Raw genomic sequence first — 19,671 nt, forward strand, 5'->3', positions numbered from 1 at the left:
GGGTTGGCCGGACGTAGGGCCGAACAATTGACGGGCGTACCCTGGTGTGCGCCGCAGAATCGAATGCCGCGCGATCGCAGAAAGGGGCGCCGACGTGTCCGCTGTCGCACCCGACGGACGCAAGATGCTGCGCCTGGAGGTCAGGAACAGCCAGACCCCCATCGAGCGCAAGCCCGAGTGGATCAAGACCCGGGCGAAGATGGGCCCCGAGTACACGCAGATGCAGAAACTCGTCAAGAGCGAGGGACTGCACACCGTGTGCCAGGAGGCGGGCTGTCCCAACATCTACGAATGCTGGGAGGACCGCGAGGCCACCTTCCTCATCGGTGGCGACCAGTGCACCCGGCGCTGCGACTTCTGCCAGATCGACACGGGCAAGCCGCAGGCGCTCGACCGTGACGAGCCGCGCCGGGTGGGCGAGTCCGTCGTCACGATGGATCTGAACTACGCCACCATCACCGGCGTCGCCCGCGACGACCTGGAGGACGGCGGTGCCTGGCTGTACGCGGAGACCGTGCGCCAGATCCACGCGATGACCGCGGAGCGCGAGGGCGGCCACACCAAGGTCGAGCTGCTCATCCCCGACTTCAACGCGGTGCCCGAGCAGCTGGCCGAGGTCTTCTCCTCGCGCCCCGAGGTGCTCGCGCACAACGTCGAGACCGTGCCGCGGATCTTCAAGCGGATCCGTCCCGGTTTCCGTTACGAGCGCTCCCTGGAGGTGATCACCCGCGCCCGCGAGGCGGGGCTGGTCACCAAGTCGAACCTGATCCTGGGCATGGGCGAGACCCGTGAGGAGGTCAGCGAGGCACTGCGGCACCTGCACGAGGCCGGCTGCGAGCTGATCACCATCACGCAGTACCTCCGCCCCTCCGTGCGCCACCACCCGGTCGAGCGCTGGGTGAAGCCGCACGAGTTCGTGGAGCTGAAGGACGAGGCCGAGGAGATCGGTTTCTCCGGTGTCATGTCGGGTCCCCTGGTGCGCTCGTCGTACCGCGCGGGCCGGCTGTTCGGACAGGCCATGGAGCGCCGGAACGCGGTCGCCGCCGGAAAGACGGGCTGACCCCGGACTGTGTGAATTCGGGCACAAGTAACTACCGCCGAGTAACGGCGAGTTGGACGCGGCTCGTACGCCCCCCGCAGGTCGGGGCGGTGTACGGGCCGCGTCAGTGTCTGCGGGCGGGGCGTAAAGGTTTCATCGGTGTTTGACCCGTCAGTCATGCGCTGGTAACACCAATCAGTGACTCTGGCTTTACGCACCGCACTCGGCGCTCCCCGGACAGCTCCCCGCATCAGGTCAGGGCGAGTCGCCCACCGCACCCGCACCGAGCACACCCGCACTCCGTCGTCACCCACCCCGAGGGGGACCGTCACCATGCAGGCCGCGCCAGTACGTCCCGTACGCGCAACCGCCATCCCGTCCGTCACCGACGCCCTGCGCGCCATGGAGTCACTGCTCCTCGGCAGCGGGCAGCGCACCGCCCGGCGCAACGCCTGGACATCGGTCCTCGAGGACCGCCGCCGGGCCAAGGACCGCGTCGAGGCCCAGCACGTACTCGAGGCCGTGGCCGGACGCACTTCCTAGGCCACGTAAACTTCCCGGTATGGCGAGGAAGGCAAACTCTGACAGCGGCGAGTCCGCTGAGAACCCCGGGCGGCTCAAGCAGATCGCCCTGACGTACAAGATGACCCGGAAGGCCGACCCGAAGATCGGTCTGATCCTCGCGGGTGTGGGAATCGTCACGTTCGGCGTCCTCCTCGCGATCGGTTACCTGATCGGTCATCCCATCTATCTCGGGATCCTGGGCTTCCTGCTCGCCTTCCTCGCGATGGCGATCATCTTCGGGCGCCGGGCCGAGAAGGCGGCGTTCGGACAGATGGAGGGCCAGCCGGGTGCGGCGGCCGCCGTCCTGCAGAACGTGGGCCGCGGCTGGACGACGACGCCCGCGGTCGCGATGAACCGCAGCCAGGACGTCGTCCACCGGGCCGTCGGCAAGGCCGGCATCGTGCTGGTGGCCGAGGGCAACCCGAACCGGCTGAAGTCGCTGCTCGCGGCCGAGAAGAAGCGGATGGCGCGCATCGTGGTGGACGTGCCGGTGCACGACATCGTGGTGGGCGACGGCGAGGGTCAGGTGCCGCTGAAGAAGCTGCGCACCACGATGCTGAAGCTCCCCCGCGTACTGACCGGACCGCAGGTCACGGCCGCCAACGACCGGCTGCGAGCGCTGGGCGATCTGATGAGCAACATGCCGCTGCCGAAGGGTCCGATGCCGAAGGGCATGCGGATGCCGCGCGGTGGCAAGACGCGCTGACGCGCCCACGCGCGACGAATACCGCGACGAATACGCAGAAGGGGCGGCCGGGACACATGTCCCGGCCGCCCCTTCTGCGTTCTCTGCTGCGTGTTCTAGATCCGGACCTGCACGGCGCGGGCCAGGCGGTCGTGCAGTCCACGGCCGTCCCGGTCCCAGATGAGGGCCGGGATCGCGAGGCAGAGCAGTACGGTCCGCACGGCGACCCGGACGATGCCCAGCCGGCCGCCGTCCTCGGACACGACGCGCAGCCCGAGGAGCCGCTTGCCGGGGGTGAAACCGACCGTGCCCACGGTCAGCAGCCCCAGGGCGAGGAAGATGCCGAGAGCCCAGTTGCCGGCCGCCTGCCGGTCACCCTGGGCGAAGAGTCCGTATGCGATCAGGAGGCAGAGCCCCCAGTCGATGAAAAGGGCGCCGAAGCGCCGCCCGAGCGGGGCGATGGAACCCGGCCCCGACTCCGGCAGACCGAGCCGCCGGCCCCGGTGACCGAACTCGGCGCCCATGTCCTCGGCCGCCGCGCGGGGGCCGGACAGCCACGATCCGATTGCTTGCCTGTTGTCCACCCGTCCACGGTACTGCGCCCGCATTCGCACCCTTCCGCCCGGGCCCCCGGCCGTTCCTCCCGGGCATGTCACCCTCTCGATCCACCCCGCCCGGTTAACTTGGGCGAAACAAATGGGTCATGCTGGAGAAATCCCGTCTGCCTATGGTCGGGTCCCAGCGTGTGCCACCGCACTGGCCGCACAACCGAGCTGCAACCCCGCCCCTCCCGGGTCGGGAGTAGGAGGAGTTGGATGTTCCAGAACGCCGACGACGCGAAGAAGTTCATCGCTGACGAAGATGTCAAGTTTGTCGATGTCCGGTTCTGCGACCTGCCGGGCGTGATGCAGCACTTCACGATCCCCGCAGCGGCGTTCGACCCGGACGACGAGCTTGCCTTCGACGGCTCGTCGATCCGCGGCTTCCAGGCCATCCACGAGTCCGACATGGCGCTCCGCGCGGACCTGTCGACCGCCCGGGTCGACCCCTTCCGCCGCGACAAGACCGTCAACATCAACTTCTTCATCCACGACCCGATCACGGGCGAGCAGTACAGCCGCGACCCGCGCAACATCGCCAAGAAGGCCGAGGCCTACCTCGCGTCGACCGGCATCGCGGACACCGCGTACTTCGGCCCGGAGGCCGAGTTCTACGTCTTCGACAACGTCCGCTTCCAGACGTCGGCGAACGAGAGCTTCTACCACATCGACTCCGAGGCCGGCGCCTGGAACACCGGTGCGCTCGAGAACAACCGCGGCTACAAGGTCCGCTACAAGGGCGGCTACTTCCCGGCCCCGCCGGTCGACCACTTCGCCGACCTGCGTGCCGAGATCTCTCTGGAGCTGGACAAGAACGGTCTCCAGGTCGAGCGCCAGCACCACGAGGTGGGCACCGCCGGCCAGGCCGAGATCAACTACAAGTTCAACACGCTGCTGGCCGCGGCCGACGACCTGATGCTCTTCAAGTACATCGTGAAGAACGTCGCCTGGCGCAACGGCAAGACCGCGACCTTCATGCCGAAGCCGATCTTCGGCGACAACGGCTCGGGCATGCACGTCCACCAGTCGCTGTGGCAGGGCGGCACCCCGCTCTTCTACGACGAGCAGGGCTACGCGGGCCTGTCGGACACCGCCCGCTACTACATCGGCGGCATCCTCAAGCACGCGCCGTCGCTGCTGGCCTTCACCAACCCGACGGTGAACTCCTACCACCGCCTGGTCCCGGGCTTCGAGGCGCCGGTCAACCTGGTGTACTCGCAGCGCAACCGCTCGGCTGCGATGCGTATCCCGATCACGGGCTCGAACCCGAAGGCCAAGCGCGTCGAGTTCCGCGCCCCGGACCCGTCGTCGAACCCGTACCTGGCGTTCTCGGCCCTGCTGCTCGCGGGCCTGGACGGCGTCAAGAACAAGATCGAGCCGGCGGAGCCGATCGACAAGGACCTCTACGAGCTGGCCCCCGAGGAGCACGCGGGCGTCCCGCAGGTCCCGACGTCGCTCCCGGCGGTGCTGGAGGCCCTGGAGGCGGACAACGAGTACCTCCAGGCGGGCGGCGTGTTCACGTCCGACCTGATCGAGACGTGGATCGACTACAAGCGGACGAACGAAATCGCCCCGATCCAGCTGCGGCCGCACCCGCACGAGTTCGAGCTGTACTTCGACATCTAGAAAGACCCCAGGTCGGAGCGGGGTTCCGCTCGCCTGGGCCGTCTGTGGGCCGCCGGCCGTGCACTTCCCTTGCGGGAGGCACGGTCGGCGGCCTTTTGCTTTCGCGCAGGCCATTCCTGCGGGCCGGCCTGTCCCGCATGCCCTGCGGGCATGTCCTCGATCGCCGGACGGGCTGGAAGTGCGGGCCCTTGAGGCGCGGCCCCCGCACCTTCACGCGCCGAAGTGTGTGAACGACGCCCAGACCGACGCCGGTACGCCGAGCTCGTGCGATCGCCGTATCGCCCGGCCGAGTGCGAGCGTCGCCGACGCGTTCGACAGCCCACGATGCGTGTCGACCATCAGGTCCACCGTGTCGTCCTCGTCGGGTACCGGCCACAGCGCGCCAATGACCGAGCGGGCACCCATCGCCAGCAGAGCGGCCGGGAAGCCGAGCTGCTCGTCCGGGAGGTCACCGGCGATGCTTCCCAGTTCACAAGCGGACAGGACCACGGTCGCTCCCGGACGCAGGTCCCGCTCCAACAAGCTGGACAAGGGCAACCGGTCGTCGAGGAGCAGCGACGACGTCAGTGGTTCGTCCGATTGCAGGTCGCCGTGGCAGGCGAGATGGATCAGCGATGCCTCGGACAGCCGCCGGACGACGTCATCCGGCACACGGTCGCTCCCCGTCGGGCCGGGGCCCGCTCCCGCCCCGCGAAACGTTCGCAACGGGTCTCCGTCCGAGCGTGCCCGATCTCCGGGCACGGCCTCCCCCGGCCCCCGGGACAGTCGTGGTTCGACACCATGCGCCGCTGCGACTTCTCGTGCCTCGGGAACGGTGCGTGGGATCTCTCCCGCGCCGTACCACGGATCGGCCGCCACGAAGACATTCCTGTCCGCCGGCTCCGGCCACGTGGACGCCAGGAACAGCGCCCTGCCGGAAGGAACCACGGTCACATCCAGCAGGCCACAGGCGGGCGTTCCGTCCACCGGCGACGTGTACAAGGGGAGCAAGGCGGAATGCCCCAGCGGCACGAGAGCGATCCTGGTGTCCCGGAGATCCGGCCAGCTGCTCAGCAGCGGGGCCCAGAATGCCGATGCCACGCCGTCAAGGACGCTGCGGATCACCCTGGCGAGTGCCTTCCTTCCGATGCTTCCGCTCTGCGCCCCGGCGTACGCCTCCCGGATCCGTTGCACCTGGCTGCGAACGGCGTCGATGTCCAGGTCGGGGAGTTCGACGCTTTCACACATCTCCCGGTGGGCATCGGGGGGATTGATCCGTAGCGCGGCGCCACTCCTGGGACCTGGGGCGAGATACACAAGGGTCCGCCCGCTGGAAGCTGCTGCCCGAACCGAGGCGACGGCAAAGGGTGACGTGACCAACCCCTGCTTTCCGGCCGGTGCCTCCCGGGCCAACCAGTCCCGTTCGAACGTCTGCTGCATGATCTCCGGCATGCCGAGACCGGACTCCTTGGCCCGCTTCGCCGCTCTGCCGGCCTGGCGGAAGGGGACATCCGGTTGCTGCACAAGCGCGTCCAGGAGCTGCTGGAGCGCCTCGGGCCCCTCGTCTTCGACGGTGGCCGTCAGCTCTCTCGCCACCATCCGGTCGCCGAGCGACAGCGAAGTGATCGCCTCGGCAACCATGACGCCCACGAGAGGCACCCCGCAGCGATGTCCCGCGTAGGCGGCGAGCATGGCCACGCCGCGCATCTCGCCGAGAAGATCACGCGGCATGGGTTCGCCGCGACGGCCGAAGAAGGCCTCCGCGGACGCACATGCCGCGGCGAAGGCGAGTCCGGAGGTGGTGGTGCGGACCCAGTCCACGCCGGTGCTGCATTCGATCTGGAACGACAAGCGCGCGGCAGATTGCAGTGGCCCGGCGACGGCCGTGGACGGTGCGTCTCTGGCCAACTCCATGACCAGCTTCATCTGGAGATCCCAGACGTCGTCCCTGACGTCCTCCAGGCCCGTTCCGCTCGCCATCGCCGCGTTGAAGCGGTCCTGGATCTCTTTGTAGGCCCGGGCTGACGCCAGGTACCGCGATTTCTCGGATCGGCGGAACACCTCAGCCTGTCCGGTCCTCGCCGCGGCTTCCGCTCATGGCCGAGGCCAGCAGCCTCGCCAATGCCTCGGTGTCCAGTTCCGCCGCACTGTCGGCCGGTCCTGTGCGGGTGATGGTGATCCGGGACTCCGTGTCGCCCGCCCGGACGGTGAGCTCGGCCGCGAACTCCCCCGGCGGCTCCGCTGCCCGACGTCGGCCGCTCCAGGTCCGCACCTGCTCGACGAACGACGCGATGGCATCCCGGCCCAGAATCACCGTGACCAGATTCGCCCCCACCCCCAAGCCCTGGTCCGCGACGGTGATCACTCCCTGTGCCACCTGCGCCCACTGGTCCGGACTGCGGAAGAAGTCGACTGAATCGAAGTCCTCACGGTCCAGGAACTCCCATAGATCCGCAGGCACTTGGACGTGCATCTGGTTCCCCATGGGCCGAAGCTAGCAGCCGTCGTCGCACCGGCAGGGGCGAATCACAAACTGCCCACCGCAGCCAACAAGGGGCAGAGGCAGTGAAAGACGCATCGATACTTCGATATCCGATGATCACGCGATGGGGCCACCACCCCCTTCGGGATGGCGGCCCCTTCGTCACCGGCCGCTCAGCTCGCCGAACCCTCCGGCGCCAGCAGCCCCCTCAGTTCCGCCACCACCCCCCGCAGCTCCTCCGCGAAGCTCTCCATCTGGTCCGCCACCGCCAGGGGTGTGCTCAGGTAGAGGTTGAAGCGCTCCGGGAGCAGGACGTACGCGATGCCGATGCAGCGGCTGCTCGTCGAGCCGAAGCCGAAGTACTGGATGTTGGCCGAGGGTGCCGAGCTCGTGCTCAGGTAGTCGTCGCGCAGCGTCAGCCAGCCTGGGCTGCGGTACAGCGCGGGCTGTTCCGGAACGCCCAGTTCCGTGCCCCGGCGGCGCTGGATCAGTTCCAGCTCCCACAGGTGCTGCTCGGGGACCTGGCCCGCCTGGGACTCCTTCGCGCGGGTCACATGCGCGCGGGCAGCGGCGTGGAAGGCCGCGCGACGGGTCGCGGTGTCCGTCGACGGGTCCTCCATCGTGTCCGTGAACGTCACCATCTCGGGGGTGACGACCCGCATCGCCTCGGTGCGCCCGTACCGGTACTGCCGGGTGGCGATCGACTCGTACGTGGCGCCCACATGCCCCTTCGCGCGCCGGTGGGCGAGCTGGTAGGCGACCTGGACGAAGGCGTCCGGCGACACCCCGAGAGCCTTCGCCGTGCTGCTGCCGAAGTCCTCGAAGGACACGGTCCTGGTGGCCGTTGCGGCCCCGTACGCGGCGAACGCCTCGGCGGCCGCCTGGGCCTGGTTGCGCAAGGCCTCGTCCAGTTCGAAGACGATGGGCTCCAGGGCCGGCAGGCCCTGCGGGCGGGCGCCGGACTGCCGGGACTGTTCCTCCGCCGGGGTGTTCAGCAGCGCGTCGACGAAGCTGAGGATGGTCGTCCCGTCCAGCTCGCAGTGCTCCACGTTGATACCGGCCCGGCCGTCCGCGAACACGATCAGGGACACGGCCTTGTCGAACCAGCGGTTGCCGCGGTCGCCGTACAGCAGCTCGTCACAGGCCTCCTGGATGTCCGCCGGGGCGAAGTCCTCCAGAGCGACGCAGAACAGCGCGGTCTCGATGTCGTCGAGAGCCGCCGCGTTGACGGGGTGGCCGGTGATCAGGGACTCGCGGGTGGCCGCCCACTCCGCGCGGGCCATGGTGGTGAAGTGGCCCGCCGAGGTGTCGGCGTCGGGCTCACCCCCGGCCTTCATGACGGCGCACAGGCCCGCCTCGAGGTCCTCCAGGCTGTGCGGCGCACCGTCCGGTCCGAGCACCTCCAGCCGGAACATCGCGCCGCGGAAGAAGACGACGATGTGCCGGGCCGGGGACGGCCCCGGGCAGGCGTCGGTGTACGGGGCGCGGACGGAGTCCAGCTGCGCCCCGGGGATGCGGGTGGCGGAGAACAGGAAGGCGTTCTGCACCATCGACTGGGGTACGCCCCGCTGCACCACCGGCTCGATCAGACCCTGGTCGAGCTGCCTCTTGTAGTTGAGGGCCCCGGCGACGAGCCCGGCCGCGCGTTCCACCTGCGGCTTGTCGGAGTCCTGGAAGAGGAAGAAGAAGTTGGCGTTGAGCGCGATCCGGTCCCGGCGGCCCAGGTAGCGGTACGGCCAGAAGGTGTCGAGCCAGCTGTGCACGCCCTCGGTGGCGTCGTACTCCTCCAGGGCGCTGTGCAGGACCCGGCCGGGGCCGTCCGGGCGGAGGAACTCGGCCACCTCCGCCCGCGTCGCCTCCAGTTCGCCGGCGGACAGCAGCGGCGCGCACCAGGTGAGGAACCGCTCGCAGCTCGCCTCGAGGGCGGGCAGCGGTACCCGCGGCAGGCTCTCCTCCTGGGCGAAGGTCGCATTGCCTGCTGCTTCCTGACTGATCTTCACTTCTGTACTCGATTCAGATCGTGGTGGGCACGGGTGGTGTGTCCTGCGGCCGGGAGAGATAGAGCTGTGCGTGGAGCCAGCCTTCCGCCTCCAGGCCCCGCGCATCCACCCCCGCGGCCGACATGCCGTCGAGGACGAGAGCCTGCTCCTCCGGGGAGGCGAAACGGCGCTGTTTGAAGACCTCGTCGACCAGGATCGTCCGGTAGCCGAGGCCCTCCAGCGCGCGTTCGACGGAGTCGAAGGGGAACATCCTCAGCACGAAGTGGGCCATCCACGGCCGGCCGCCCTCCTGCGCCTCGACGACACGCAGCAGGGTGCGTTCGGTGACGTAGCCGAGGCAGCCCGTCGAGATCACCAGGTCGGTCCCGGCGAACTGGGCCCGCTGGCGAGGGGTCGGCTCGTTCCGTTCGAGGTCGGCGTGGACGGCCTCGTCGAGGAAGCCGGTCTCCCGGGCGTAGTCGAGCGCGGGCGCCGAGGTGTCGAGTCCGACGACGCGCAGGCCGTTGGCGGGCCGCCGCGACCGGGACAGTCCGCGGTCCCGGGCCACCAGTTCCTCTCGCGACCGTGTGTCCTGCGCGGCGGTGTCCCGGTTCTCGTCGCCGCAGTAGCGGGCGTACAACTCGTCCATGGTGGCGTCGTACTTGAGCAGGGCGGCGTTGATCCCGTACGAGCAGCCGATGTCCAGCACCTGGGGCACCTCGACGTGCCGGGCCTCCCGGTACTCCTTGATCAGCTTCTCGAAATAGGGCTTGGCCTGCTGGGGAACGCAGTAGCCGAGGGGGCGCAGCACGCTGAAGTAGGCGCGCGGGTCCGGCTGCGTGTAGATGTGGTCGAGCGTGACTTTTCCGGTCGCGTCGAAACGCACAGGCATGACTCCTCGATGGGTCGCCAGGGGGAATGCGCCGGGGAACGGCGGCGGGTCACCGCGCGCCGGGGGCCGTACGTCGCCGGCCGATCGGCTGCTCGGCCGGCTTCCGGGCCGTACGTCAGTCGAGCAGCCGGTCGCCGCGGACCGCCCGCCCCTCCGCCTCGATGTGCTCGGGCAGCACCCGCCCGAACAGCTGGCGGGTCCTCGCCACGCTCCCGATGACGCCCGGGCGCTCGCTGTACGCGAAGATCGCGGAGTGGCGGGCGAGGTCGCCGCGGACGGGGCTGACGCGGTGCAGTGAGTAACGGCCCTTGAACAGCTGAAGGTCACCGGGTTGCAGCGGCAGCCGGCGGACGAGCCGCTCACCGCGCCCCTGAAGCACGTCCCGTACGTCGTCGAAGCGTTCGTCCTCGGCGGACCTGATGCCGGGGCAGTACTCGAAGACACCGCCCGCGTCGGCCTGTTGGGTCAGCATGCTCACGGTGAATTCGTTCGTGTCGAAGTGCCAGGGGTGTTCCATACCGGGCTCGACGACATTGAGCACGAGACCGGACAGCGGGTCCGCCAGTTCGTGCAGTTCGGGGAGGCCGAAGCAGCGGGCGACGAAGGACTGGACGTCGGGATGGGTGTACAGCCTGCTGATGAGGGAGGCTTCGGGGACCCGGTCGCGGGCGACGAAGGCGTTGCCCCGCCGGAAGGTCGTGCGGCCGGGATGTCCGTCCGGGAGGTCGGAGTCGACGGCGATGTTGTAGACGTTGACGGTCTCGACGTCGAAGTGGGCGCGGGGGGCGATGTCCGCGCACTCCCGCCGGAGCACGTCGCGCAGGTCGGCACGGATGAAGTCCGTCAGTACGGTGCAGCCGGTGGCGGCGAGTTCGCGACGCGCGCGGGACACGACGGCCTGTCCTTCGGCGCCATCGAGGTCGGACAGGGGGTAGCGGGCGGTGTCGACCACATGGCCGAGTGGCAGGGCTTCCAGGGTGCTCATTCGATCAGTCCCTCATCCTTGATCCCAACTCACCTGAAGAGCAGCAGAGTTGAAGCTCCCACAGCACCGCCGGGTTGTCTGTGACTCGTCACACTGCGCAGAGGGGTGTGGCCGGGCGGTGAACGTGCCGGGAGTCGGCCGGGAGTGGAACGATCGTCGAGCGGGACGCTCTATGGTGGTCCGCATGTCTGCGCCTGACCTCATCCGTATCGTCTCCCGCTCCTCGCCCATGGCTCTGGCCCAGGTCGAGCGCGTCCGCGCCGAACTGACCGCGCTGCACCCCGGAATCCGTACCGAGGTCGTGCCCGTCACCACGTCAGGGGACCGCTGGATGGGGGACCTGGCCAAGCTTGGCGGAAAGGGCGCGTTCACCAAGGAGGTGGATGCGGCGCTGATCGCCGGGGAGGCGGATCTGGCGGTGCACTGCGTGAAGGACGTGCCCGCGGACCGGCCGCTGCCGGCCGGGACGACGTTCGCCGCCTTCCTGGAGCGGGACGACATCCGGGACGCGCTGATCCATCCCGAGGGGCTGACCCTGGACGAGCTGCCGGCCGGGACCCGGATCGGCACGTCCTCGGTGCGCAGGATCGCGCAACTGGCCGCCTCGCACCCGGAGCTGGAGTGCGTGCCGATGCGGGGCAACGCCAACCGGCGGCTGGAGAAGCTCGCGGCCGGGGACGCGGACGCGCTGCTGCTCGCGGTGTCCGGTCTGGAGCGCATCGGGCGTACGGACGTGATCAGCGAGGTTCTGTCGGTCGAGACGATGTGCCCGCCGATCGGTGCGGGAATCCTGGCGCTCCAGTGCCGTGAGGACGACACCGCGACGATCGACGCGGTGAGCGGGCTCGGCGATCCGGCGGCGTACCGGGAGGCGACGGCCGAGCGGATGTTCCTCCATGTTCTTCAGGGCCACTGCAACTCGCCGATCGCCGGGTACGCGCGGGCGGAGCGCTCCGGGGACCTGTCGCTGCGGGCGCGGGTCTTCACGCCCGACGGCAAGCGGGTGCTGAACGCACACGAGTGGGCGGGCCCGCTGGACCCGGCGACGCTCGGGACGTCGGTGGCGGTCGCGCTGCTGCGGCAGGGGGCGCGGGAGCTGATCGACGGGATCGCGCACTGAGGTCTCGCTGAGGTACCACTCGGGCGCGTGACGGAGGCGTACGCGCGAGGCCCGGCGCCCCGGCCCGTGAGGTGCCGGGTGCCCGTGAGGTGCCCGGCGCCCGTGAGGTGCCCGGCGCCCGTGAGGTGCCCGGCGCCCGTGAGGTGCCCGGTGCCCGTGAGGTGCCGGGTGCCCCGCCCTCGTACGACCACGGCTCAGGCGTCGGCCGCGTACCGCCAGAACTCGCGCATCAGGGCCGGCGGGGTCGGCCCGCTCATCTCCCGCTGGGTGAGCAGGATCGAGACCGTGCCGGTGGACGGCGTGATGTGCGCCGCCGTCCCGGTGCCGCCGACCCAGCCGTAGCGGCCCGGCACGTTCCAGGGATCGACGGCCGCGACGTCGACCGATCCACCGAACCCCCAGCCCTGGCCCTCCAGGAACAGTTCGCTGTCCGCGCGCTGGGACGCCGTCAGATGGTCGGTGGTCATCTGCCGTACGGATGCGGCCGACAGCAGCCTGCGGCCGTCGACGGTCCCCCCGGCGAGGAGCATGCGGGCGAAGGCGAGCCAGTCGTCGGCGGTCGAGACCAGCCCGCCCGCACCCGAGGGGAACGCGGGCGGGGTGCTCCACTGCCCGTCGGGGGCGTCGACCAGGTCGAGGCCGCCCGACTGGCCCTCCCGGTAGGCGGAGGTGAAACGGCCGCGTTTGCCGGCCGGGACGGCGAAGGCCGTGTCGGTCATACCGAGCGGGTCGAACAGCCGCGTCTGGAGGAACTCGGGCAGCGGCCGGCCGCCGGCCCGGGCGATCAGTACGCCGAGGATGTCGGAGCAGGTGTTGTACAGCCAGGTGTCGCCCGGCTGATGCAGCATCGGGATGCGGGACAGGGCCGCCATCCACGCGTCGGGCCCGGCGACCGTCTGCGGCTGCGGCGGGCCCTGCTGGAGATCGCCGAACAGCGGGGCGACCGCGGGCAGGGAGAAGTCGGACGGGAAGCCGTATCCGGCGCGGAAGGTGAGCAGGTCGAAGAGGGTGACCGGCCGGGCGGCCGGGACCACGTCGTCGACCGGGGCGTCCGGGGTGCGCACGACGGCCGGTGACGCCAGCTCCGGGAGCCAGTTCTTGACGGGCTCGTCCAGCGCGACGAGGCCGTCGTCGACGAGCATCATGGCCGCGGCCGCGACGACGGGCTTGGTGATCGAGGCGATGCGGAAGATCGAGTCCCGGGCCATCGGGGCGGTGCCGTCGGCGTCGGCGGACCCGGCGGTCTCCACCTCGACCCGGTCGCCCCGGGCCACCAGGGCCACGGCTCCGGGCACCGATCCCTTGTCGACCTGGTCGTTCAGGATGTCGTGCAGGCTGGTCATCGCTCCACCTTCTGCTCGCCGGGTGCCGTCGCAGAGACAGACTTCCACTGCGGCGGGGAATCATCGGCGGATGCGCGGGAACCTCCCACTCTTTTGCACTAGTGCGAAAACATGTTGCGGCTAGTACATAATCCGGCTAGCGTCGGTGCGCATGCCCACCACGATGCCCGCGCCCGTCACCCTGACCGGCCACCACGTACGCCTCGAACCCCTCACCACGGATCACCTCCCGGATCTGTTCGCCGCGGGTGGCGGTGACGAGGAGGTCTGGCGCTGGCAGGGCGGGCCGGCACCGCACACCCAGGACGAACTGGGCGAGAAGCTGGGCGCTCTGCTCGACAGCGCCGCGCGTGGCACGTACATCCCCTTCGCTGTCGTCCACCGCTCCACCGGCCGGGCGGTCGGCTGGACCACGTACATGGACGTCGACGTGGAGAACGAGCGCCTGGAGATCGGCTGGACCTGGTACGGCCGTGCGTTCTGGCGTACGGCGGTCAACACCGAGACGAAGCTGCTGCTCCTGACCCACGCCTTCGAGGAACTGGGCATGGGCCGCGTCCAGTTGAAGACCGACCACATGAACCTCCGCTCCCAGAAGGCGATCGCGCGCCTCGGCGCCCGGCGGGAGGGAGTCCTGCGCCGCCACCGCCTGCGCCCGGACGGCACCTGGCGGGACACGGTCTACTTCTCGATCCTGGCCGACGAGTGGCCGGCGGTGAGGGAGGGACTCGGGGCCCGCCTCCGCAGCGGGTGAAAGGTGCCCTGAGACGAGAAAGGGCAAGGAGAGTTCGACTCCTTGCCACTCTCAACGTATAGCGCACCGGGGGGCTTGCGGCAAGGCCCCGGTCGTCCCGCAGAATGATCCGCCGAAGCCAGGACCTGCGGAAACAGTAGATGCGCGACAGGCGCGGGGACGGCCGGAATCCAGTCTCGTTGAATGGGCGTTCTGATGATTGACGTGATCGTGGTCGGCGGCGGACCGACCGGTTTGATGCTGGCCTGCGAGCTGCGGCTGCACGGCGTGCAGGTGGTCGTGCTGGAGAAGCTGACCAAGCGCACCGGGGAGTCCCGCGGGCAGGGTCTGCACGCGCGCAGTGTCGAGGTGATGGATCAGCGCGGCCTGCTGGACCGGTTCCTCGCGGTCAGTGAGAAGTTCCGGGTCGGCGGTCTCTTCGGCGGCATCGTGAAGCCGTGGCCGGAGCGGCTGGACACGGCGCATCCGTACGGCGTCGCCACCCCGCAGCCGGTCACCGAGCGGCTGCTGGAGGAGCGCGCCGTCGAACTCGGCACCGACATCCGGCGCGGCTGCGAGGTCGTCGGGCTGAGCCAGGACGAGCACGGGGTGAGTGTCGAGCTGGCGAGTGGGGGCGCCCCCGCACATGAGGGCGTGGCCGGCGGGGGACGCACGCACCTGCGCTCGCGCTATGTCGTCGGGTGCGACGGCGGCCGCAGCGCCGTGCGCAAGCTGCTCGGTGTCGGCTTCCCCGGTGAGCCCGCGACGGTCGAGACGCTGCTGGGTGAGATGGAGGTGACCGAGGACCCGGCGACGGTCGCCGCCGTCGTCGAGGAAGTCCGCAAGTCCCATCTGCGGTTCGGCGTCGGCGCCCCCGACAAGGACGGGGTGTGCCGTGTCGTCGTGCCCGCCGACGGGGTGGCCGAGGACCGTGCCACCGCGCCGACGCTGGAGGAGTTCACGAAGCAGCTGCGGGCCTTCGCGGGCACCGACTTCGGCGTGCACTCGCCGCGCTGGCTGTCCCGTTTCGGCGACGCCACCCGGCAGGCCGAGCGCTACCGGGTCGGCCGGGTGCTGCTGGCCGGCGACGCGGCGCACATCCACCCGCCGACCGGCGGGCAGGGGCTCAACCTGGGCGTGCAGGACGCGTTCAACCTCGGCTGGAAGCTGGCCGCGGCGGTCGACGGCTGGGCACCGGAGGGCCTGCTGGACAGCTACCACTGCGAACGGCACCCGGTGGGGGCCCGCGTGCTGGACAACACCCGGGCGCAGATGACGATGCTGGGGAGCGATCCGCGGGCGACCGCGCTGCGGGAACTGCTCGGGAGGCTGATGGACTTCGAGGAGGTGAACCGGTACGTGACCGGGATGGTCACCGCGGTCGAGGTCCGCTACGACTTCGGCGAGGGCCATGACCTGCTCGGCAGCCGGCTGCGGGACGTACAGCTGAAGCGCGGCCGCCTCTACGGGCTGATGCACGAGGGGCGCGGCCTGCTGCTCGACCAGACCGGCCGCCTCTCGGCGGAGGGCTGGGCGGACCGGGTCGACCATGTCGTCGACGTCAGCGAGGAACTGGACGCACCCGCGGTCCTGCTGCGACCGGACGGCCACGTGGCGTGGGTGGGTGAGGACCAACGGGATCTGATGGACGGGCTGCCGCGGTGGTTCGGCGCGGCGGCGGGCTGAGCGCGAGCCGCCGCCGGGGCCGCCGGGGTCGCGCGTGCCCAGCCTCGCCGGTCCCGGTCCGCTCCCCCGGGCCTCGGCCGTACGATCGGACAGCATGGGGATCACTGTGCAGAAACTGACGTACTACCCGGTCAAGGGCTGTGCCGGTACGGGCGTCGAGTCCTCCCGGGTCGGGGAGACAGGGCTGGAGCACGACCGTACGTTCATGGTCGTCGACGCTGCCGACGGGTCCTTCCGCAGTCAGCGGACGCTGCCGGCGATGGCCGCCGTCCGGCCCGAGATCGTCGACGGCGGTGCCGTGCTGCGGCTGTCCGCCGACGGGGTCGGGAGTCTGCTGCTGGACGTCGACCGCGACGGTGAGCGGCGGCCGGTGAGCATGTTCGGGCGGGACATCGGGGAGGGCGCCGATCAGGGGGACGCCGTGGCCGAGTGGTTCTCCGAGGTGCTGGGGGCGAAGTCACGGCTGGTGCGGGTGCCGCCGGGGTTCGACCGGGACGGGTGGGGCGAGACGCCCGGCAAGGTGGGGTTCGCCGACGCGCATGCCGTCCTCGTCGCCTCGCAGGCTTCGCTGGACGGTCTCAACGCGCGGATCGAGGCCGCCGGAGCCGCCCCCGTTCCGATGGACCGCTTCCGGCCGAACATCGTGCTCGCCGGCTGCGACGCCCCGCACGCCGAGGACGACATGCGGCAACTGGACATCGGAACGGCCCGACTCGCCTACGCCGTACGGGCGGTGCGGTGCGCGGTGCCGATGGTGGACCAGCTCACCGGGCTGCGGGCCGGTCCCGAACCGATCCGGACGCTCGCCGGGTACCGGCGGGAGCCCGCGTACGACAACAGGGTGAGCTTCGGCATGAAGGCGGCGGTCGTACGGCACGGCACGCTCGCCGTGGGCGACACCGTGGTGGCGGAGCCGGCGTCCGGCCCGGCTGCCTGAACTCACCCTGCCCCCGCCGGCCTCAGCAGCGCGGTACCGGCTTGCTGTAGGTCGTGTTGCTGGCGTTGGACACGTAGTAGTCGGAGACGTAGCGGCCGTTCTCCGTACGGTTCCACACCGACGTCGTGCCGACGGCCGAGCCTGCCCGCTGGCAGTACACCCAGGCCAGCGACCCGTTCGCGAGGACCGCTCCGGCCGGGAACGACGTGCCGGGACCGGTGCGTTCGGCGACACCCGTGGTCGTCTGGAACGGGTACGTGCACAGCGGCAGCGGGCGGCTGTACCCGGTGTTCGACGGGGTGCTCACATAGCGGTCGGTGACGTATGTGCCGTCGGCGAGCTTGTCCCACACCGGGGAGCCGCCGACAGCCGGACCGGGGGTCTGGCACACCACCCTCACCGTGGTCCCCGGCGCGTAGGACTTCGCCGCCGGATAGGTCGTCGACGGGCCGGTCCTGGCGTTCAGCGCGGTGGTGCTGGTGACCGAGTAGGGGTACGCCACGGTGGCGACGGGCGAGTCGAGCCGGTCGGTGTCGATATTGATCGTGACACCGCCGTACGTCTCGTTGTGGCCGCCCTTGAACTGCTTGGCCCGCTGGTGCAGCGGCCAGCGCACATCGGGGATGTTCGTCCAGCCCTTGAGGGAGTCGACCGAGTCGTAGCGGGCGATCCACAGCGCGTCGGGACGGGCGTACGAGGTGGACGTGTAGACGTCGGAGAGCTGCTTGGCCCCGAAGTTGAGGTTCATGTACACGCCCGAGACAAAGCCGAGCCGGTGCAGTTCCTTCGTCCAGGCGGAGACGAAGGCCAGCACACCGGTCCGGCAGGTGGCGTCGGTCTGGGTGTAGTGCTCGATGTCGTTGTAGACCGCGCTGCCGGCGACCATGCCGAGCGCCTTCGCCTTGGCGACGGCGTCGGCCGCCGCCGCGGTGCCCTGCCCCCGGGCGGTCGCCGCGGCACGGCTGATCTTGGCGTCGGTGGGCTTGCCGCCACACGGCGGCTGAAGTCCCTTGTAGATGGGCAGCAGACGCCACTGGAGCGCCGACACGGAGGCCACCCACGGAGCGGTGAGCTGCGGTTGGGCGCAGGTGCGGGTGATGCCCCCGATGTACACGCCGACGGCGCGGTACGGGGAGGCCGTCCAGGCCTGGATGGCCGACAGAGGCGGTGCGGTGCAGGTGTCGAAGGCGAGTCCGGAGTAGCGCGTCGCGCTCGCACCCGCCGGATAGGCGGCGGGCGTGGCCGGTTCGGCGGCTGCGGACGGAGCGAAGGCGAGGACGGTGCCGGCGACGAGCGCGCCGGCGGTCGGCAGGACGCAGAGTCTTCGGATTCCGGGAAGTCGGTGAAGGATGCGGGACGGGTGCGGCATGGCGGCCCCCCTGAGCGGTTCGAACCGAGTGGCATCAGCATGCGCCGCAGACCGCCAACTGTGCCCTCAGCTGCGCGTTTTGTTGCGGTAACCGGACAAACCGCCCTGGCGGGACGGGAAAGAGCCCCGCCGTCGTCACCGGGGTGACGACGGCGGGGCCGTGGGCGGGGTCAGCGGTCGTGACGGGTCAGCGTCCGTAGCGGATCAGCGCACGCACCATCCGGCACGTCGTGTCCGAGGGCGGGTGCACTCCGATCTGCTCCGCCGTCGCTCGTATCCTCGTGTTGTCCGCGGTCGCCGGGTGGTAGATACCCGAATCCAGCAGGGCGATCGTCAGCCGCATGGCCTTCAGGCGGCGGTTGTGCGTCACGTACCACTCGCGCGGCTGTCCGGCCGGCAGCGGCTTCCTCGTCGCCTGCGGGAACGCGGTGTCGGCGGGCTTCCTCATGAGTCTGGCTACAGCCATCGGCAACCTCCTGGCACGGTGGCGGGACCATCCCGAACTACTGTTCATTCTACTGGCCGCCACTGACAATCCCCCCTGGCCAGACGGTGTTTGAGGGGCTGGTGAGCGGTACCGTGGCGGGATGGAGATCTGGATCAATCCCGCCTGTTCCAAGTGCCGCAGCGCGGTGCATCTGCTCGACGCGGAAGGCGCTTCGTACACCGTCCGCCGCTACCTCGACGAGGTGCCGACCGAGGACGAGATCCGCGCGGTCCTCGGCCGGCTCGGGCTCGAACCGTGGGACATCACCCGGACGCAGGAGGCGGAGGCGAAGGAGCTCGGGCTCAAGGAGTGGGCGCGGGACGAGAGTTCGCGTGACCGGTGGATCGAGGCACTGGCGCGGCACCCGAAGCTGATCCAGCGGCCGATCATCACGGCGGACGACGGGACGGCCGTCGTCGCGCGGACGGACGAGGCGGTACGGGACGCGCTCGGACGCCACGGCTGAGAGCCGGGCGCCAAGGTCCCGCGCCGCACGGTCGCGGGGCCCGTTCCAGGCGGCCGGGGCGTCCGTTCCGAGCGGCCGGGGCGCCTGTTCACCCCTGGGCCCCTCCGCACGGCCGAAGGCCCCTTCCCCGTACCGCCGAGGGCTCCTTCCGCACGGCCGAAGGCCCCTTCCCCGTACCGCCGAAGGCCCCCTCCGCCGTAGGCCCCTTCCGCGGTCACCGCTCGTCCGTGCCCGCCACCTTCCCCGTCGCCAGTGCGATCCTGTTCCATGTGTTGATGGTGAAGATCAGCGCGAGCAGCTGAGCCAGCTCCCGCTCCTCGAAGTGCTCGGCGGCCCGCGCGTACACCGCGTCCGGGACCCCGCCGTCGGCGACCAGCGTGACCGCCTCCGTGAGCGCCAGCGCCGCCTGCTCCTTCGCCGTGAAGAAGTGCGCGGCCTCCCGCCACACAGCCGTCATGTGCAGGCGCTCCTCGCTCTCGCCGGCCTTGCGGGCGTCACCGGTGTGCATGTGGAGGCAGTAGGCGCAGTGGTTGAGCTGCGAGGAGCGGATCTGCACCAGCTCCACCAGCGTCGGATCCAGTCCCTCACGTGCTGCCGCGTCCAGGCCGATCACGGCGCGGAACGCCTTCGGGGCCAGCTTGGCGAAGTTGATGCGGGCGGCACTGCGGTTGATCTCTGTCGTCGTCATGTGTACGAATCT

The 19,671-nt window shown here is 70.2% G+C and carries 19 protein-coding genes; 9 read left to right on the plus strand and 10 right to left on the minus strand.

The genetic code is table 11. The features are described from left to right. Window positions 1–94: 94 nt before the first annotated feature. The 3 genes from lipA (at window position 95) to ACQPWZ_RS10035 (ending at window position 2,309) form a co-directional block, all read left to right on the plus strand. A complete protein-coding gene (lipA, locus tag ACQPWZ_RS10025) occupies window positions 95–1,060 on the plus strand; it encodes a lipoyl synthase (RefSeq protein WP_340472696.1) in 966 nt (321 codons plus the stop codon). Between the two features lie 312 nt (window positions 1,061–1,372). Further along, the gene (locus ACQPWZ_RS10030; RefSeq protein WP_327684647.1) at window positions 1,373–1,582 is read left to right on the plus strand and encodes an SCO2195 family GlnR-regulated protein; all 210 of its coding nucleotides are present in this window, start codon (window positions 1,373–1,375) and stop codon (window positions 1,580–1,582) included. Window positions 1,583–1,601: 19 nt separating this feature from the next. Continuing rightward, the gene (locus tag ACQPWZ_RS10035; RefSeq protein ID WP_340472697.1) at window positions 1,602–2,309 is read left to right on the plus strand and encodes a DUF4191 domain-containing protein; all 708 of its coding nucleotides are present in this window, start codon (window positions 1,602–1,604) and stop codon (window positions 2,307–2,309) included. A 95-nt stretch (window positions 2,310–2,404) separates the two neighbouring features. Here ACQPWZ_RS10035 and ACQPWZ_RS10040 read toward each other — a convergent pair whose 3' ends face one another. Further along, complete coding sequence (locus ACQPWZ_RS10040) at window positions 2,405–2,872, minus strand: RDD family protein (RefSeq protein ID WP_340472698.1); 468 nt, start codon at window positions 2,870–2,872, stop codon at window positions 2,405–2,407. Between the two features lie 231 nt (window positions 2,873–3,103). Here ACQPWZ_RS10040 and glnA point away from each other — a divergent pair, with 231 nt between their 5' ends. Continuing rightward, window positions 3,104–4,513: a type I glutamate--ammonia ligase gene (glnA, locus tag ACQPWZ_RS10045; protein ID WP_340472699.1), complete on the plus strand. Its 1,410-nt coding sequence runs from the start codon at window positions 3,104–3,106 to the stop codon at window positions 4,511–4,513. 210 nt (window positions 4,514–4,723) lie between these two features. Here glnA and ACQPWZ_RS10050 read toward each other — a convergent pair whose 3' ends face one another. The 5 genes from ACQPWZ_RS10050 to ACQPWZ_RS10070 all read right to left on the minus strand — a co-directional run bounded on the left by ACQPWZ_RS10050 (window position 4,724) and on the right by ACQPWZ_RS10070 (window position 10,830). After that, complete coding sequence (locus ACQPWZ_RS10050; RefSeq protein WP_340472700.1) at window positions 4,724–6,553, minus strand: CHAT domain-containing protein; 1,830 nt, start codon at window positions 6,551–6,553, stop codon at window positions 4,724–4,726. A 1-nt stretch (window position 6,554) separates the two neighbouring features. Further along, the gene (locus ACQPWZ_RS10055) at window positions 6,555–6,977 is read right to left on the minus strand and encodes a hypothetical protein (RefSeq protein WP_340472701.1); all 423 of its coding nucleotides are present in this window, start codon (window positions 6,975–6,977) and stop codon (window positions 6,555–6,557) included. 170 nt (window positions 6,978–7,147) lie between these two features. Next, window positions 7,148–8,974: a choline/carnitine O-acyltransferase gene (locus ACQPWZ_RS10060; protein WP_433571141.1), complete on the minus strand. Its 1,827-nt coding sequence runs from the start codon at window positions 8,972–8,974 to the stop codon at window positions 7,148–7,150. A 13-nt stretch (window positions 8,975–8,987) separates the two neighbouring features. Next, window positions 8,988–9,845 carry a class I SAM-dependent methyltransferase gene (locus ACQPWZ_RS10065; protein WP_340472703.1) on the minus strand — a complete coding sequence of 286 codons (858 nt, stop codon included), beginning with the start codon at window positions 9,843–9,845 and terminating at the stop codon, window positions 8,988–8,990. Between the two features lie 115 nt (window positions 9,846–9,960). Then, entirely contained in the window at window positions 9,961–10,830 is an 870-nt protein-coding gene (locus ACQPWZ_RS10070) for a HalD/BesD family halogenase (RefSeq protein WP_356699053.1), read from the minus strand. A 184-nt stretch (window positions 10,831–11,014) separates the two neighbouring features. Here ACQPWZ_RS10070 and hemC point away from each other — a divergent pair, with 184 nt between their 5' ends. After that, window positions 11,015–11,950, plus strand: a complete 936-nt coding sequence (gene hemC, locus ACQPWZ_RS10075; protein WP_327684638.1) for a hydroxymethylbilane synthase — start codon at window positions 11,015–11,017, stop codon at window positions 11,948–11,950. A gap of 194 nt (window positions 11,951–12,144) precedes the next feature. On the opposite strand, the gene ACQPWZ_RS10080 is transcribed toward hemC, so the two are convergent. Continuing rightward, window positions 12,145–13,293 (minus strand): serine hydrolase domain-containing protein, encoded by a 1,149-nt coding sequence (locus ACQPWZ_RS10080; protein ID WP_433571142.1) that lies wholly within the window; start codon window positions 13,291–13,293, stop codon window positions 12,145–12,147. Between the two features lie 151 nt (window positions 13,294–13,444). On the opposite strand from ACQPWZ_RS10080, the gene ACQPWZ_RS10085 reads away from it, so the two are divergent. The 3 genes from ACQPWZ_RS10085 to ACQPWZ_RS10095 all read left to right on the plus strand — a co-directional run bounded on the left by ACQPWZ_RS10085 (window position 13,445) and on the right by ACQPWZ_RS10095 (window position 16,649). Beyond that, window positions 13,445–14,047, plus strand: coding sequence for a GNAT family N-acetyltransferase (locus ACQPWZ_RS10085; RefSeq protein WP_340472706.1), 603 nt, complete (start codon window positions 13,445–13,447; stop codon window positions 14,045–14,047). A 195-nt stretch (window positions 14,048–14,242) separates the two neighbouring features. Then, window positions 14,243–15,712, plus strand: a complete 1,470-nt coding sequence (rox, locus tag ACQPWZ_RS10090) for a rifampin monooxygenase (RefSeq protein WP_433571143.1) — start codon at window positions 14,243–14,245, stop codon at window positions 15,710–15,712. Between the two features lie 94 nt (window positions 15,713–15,806). Further along, window positions 15,807–16,649, plus strand: coding sequence for an MOSC domain-containing protein (locus ACQPWZ_RS10095; RefSeq protein ID WP_433571144.1), 843 nt, complete (start codon window positions 15,807–15,809; stop codon window positions 16,647–16,649). 22 nt (window positions 16,650–16,671) lie between these two features. Here ACQPWZ_RS10095 and ACQPWZ_RS10100 read toward each other — a convergent pair whose 3' ends face one another. Together ACQPWZ_RS10100 and ACQPWZ_RS10105 are read right to left on the minus strand one after the other, a co-directional pair. Then, entirely contained in the window at window positions 16,672–18,018 is a 1,347-nt protein-coding gene (locus tag ACQPWZ_RS10100) for a glycoside hydrolase domain-containing protein (RefSeq protein WP_405569001.1), read from the minus strand. 187 nt (window positions 18,019–18,205) lie between these two features. After that, window positions 18,206–18,484, minus strand: a complete 279-nt coding sequence (locus tag ACQPWZ_RS10105) for a hypothetical protein (RefSeq protein ID WP_383246781.1) — start codon at window positions 18,482–18,484, stop codon at window positions 18,206–18,208. 121 nt (window positions 18,485–18,605) lie between these two features. Between ACQPWZ_RS10105 and ACQPWZ_RS10110 the strand changes: the two genes are divergently transcribed. Next, on the plus strand, window positions 18,606–18,971 hold the full coding sequence (locus ACQPWZ_RS10110) for an arsenate reductase family protein (protein ID WP_340472710.1): 366 nt from the start codon (window positions 18,606–18,608) through the stop codon (window positions 18,969–18,971). Window positions 18,972–19,185: 214 nt separating this feature from the next. On the opposite strand, the gene ACQPWZ_RS10115 is transcribed toward ACQPWZ_RS10110, so the two are convergent. Next, window positions 19,186–19,659: a carboxymuconolactone decarboxylase family protein gene (locus ACQPWZ_RS10115; RefSeq protein ID WP_340472711.1), complete on the minus strand. Its 474-nt coding sequence runs from the start codon at window positions 19,657–19,659 to the stop codon at window positions 19,186–19,188. Window positions 19,660–19,671 lie beyond the last annotated feature (12 nt).

The organism is Streptomyces sp. CA-251247, assembly GCF_050952975.1.
Lineage (GTDB): Bacteria > Actinomycetota > Actinomycetes > Streptomycetales > Streptomycetaceae > Streptomyces > Streptomyces achmelvichensis.

Excerpts from the sequence above, each read along its gene's own strand:
- ACQPWZ_RS10030 (WP_327684647.1), top strand. The coding sequence starts at position 1,373 with ATGCAGGCCGCGCCAGTACGTCCCGTACGCGCAACCGCCATCCCGTCC.
- ACQPWZ_RS10035 (WP_340472697.1), top strand. The coding sequence starts at position 1,602 with ATGGCGAGGAAGGCAAACTCTGACAGCGGCGAGTCCGCTGAGAACCCC.
- glnA (WP_340472699.1), top strand. The coding sequence starts at position 3,104 with ATGTTCCAGAACGCCGACGACGCGAAGAAGTTCATCGCTGACGAAGAT.
- ACQPWZ_RS10055 (WP_340472701.1), bottom strand. The coding sequence starts at position 6,977 with ATGGGGAACCAGATGCACGTCCAAGTGCCTGCGGATCTATGGGAGTTC.
- ACQPWZ_RS10065 (WP_340472703.1), bottom strand. The coding sequence starts at position 9,845 with ATGCCTGTGCGTTTCGACGCGACCGGAAAAGTCACGCTCGACCACATC.
- ACQPWZ_RS10070 (WP_356699053.1), bottom strand. The coding sequence starts at position 10,830 with ATGAGCACCCTGGAAGCCCTGCCACTCGGCCATGTGGTCGACACCGCC.
- hemC (WP_327684638.1), top strand. The coding sequence starts at position 11,015 with ATGTCTGCGCCTGACCTCATCCGTATCGTCTCCCGCTCCTCGCCCATG.
- ACQPWZ_RS10080 (WP_433571142.1), bottom strand. The coding sequence starts at position 13,293 with ATGACCAGCCTGCACGACATCCTGAACGACCAGGTCGACAAGGGATCG.
- ACQPWZ_RS10085 (WP_340472706.1), top strand. The coding sequence starts at position 13,445 with ATGCCCACCACGATGCCCGCGCCCGTCACCCTGACCGGCCACCACGTA.
- rox (WP_433571143.1), top strand. The coding sequence starts at position 14,243 with ATGATTGACGTGATCGTGGTCGGCGGCGGACCGACCGGTTTGATGCTG.
- ACQPWZ_RS10095 (WP_433571144.1), top strand. The coding sequence starts at position 15,807 with ATGGGGATCACTGTGCAGAAACTGACGTACTACCCGGTCAAGGGCTGT.
- ACQPWZ_RS10100 (WP_405569001.1), bottom strand. The coding sequence starts at position 18,018 with ATGCCGCACCCGTCCCGCATCCTTCACCGACTTCCCGGAATCCGAAGA.
- ACQPWZ_RS10105 (WP_383246781.1), bottom strand. The coding sequence starts at position 18,484 with ATGGCTGTAGCCAGACTCATGAGGAAGCCCGCCGACACCGCGTTCCCG.
- ACQPWZ_RS10110 (WP_340472710.1), top strand. The coding sequence starts at position 18,606 with ATGGAGATCTGGATCAATCCCGCCTGTTCCAAGTGCCGCAGCGCGGTG.
- ACQPWZ_RS10115 (WP_340472711.1), bottom strand. The coding sequence starts at position 19,659 with ATGACGACGACAGAGATCAACCGCAGTGCCGCCCGCATCAACTTCGCC.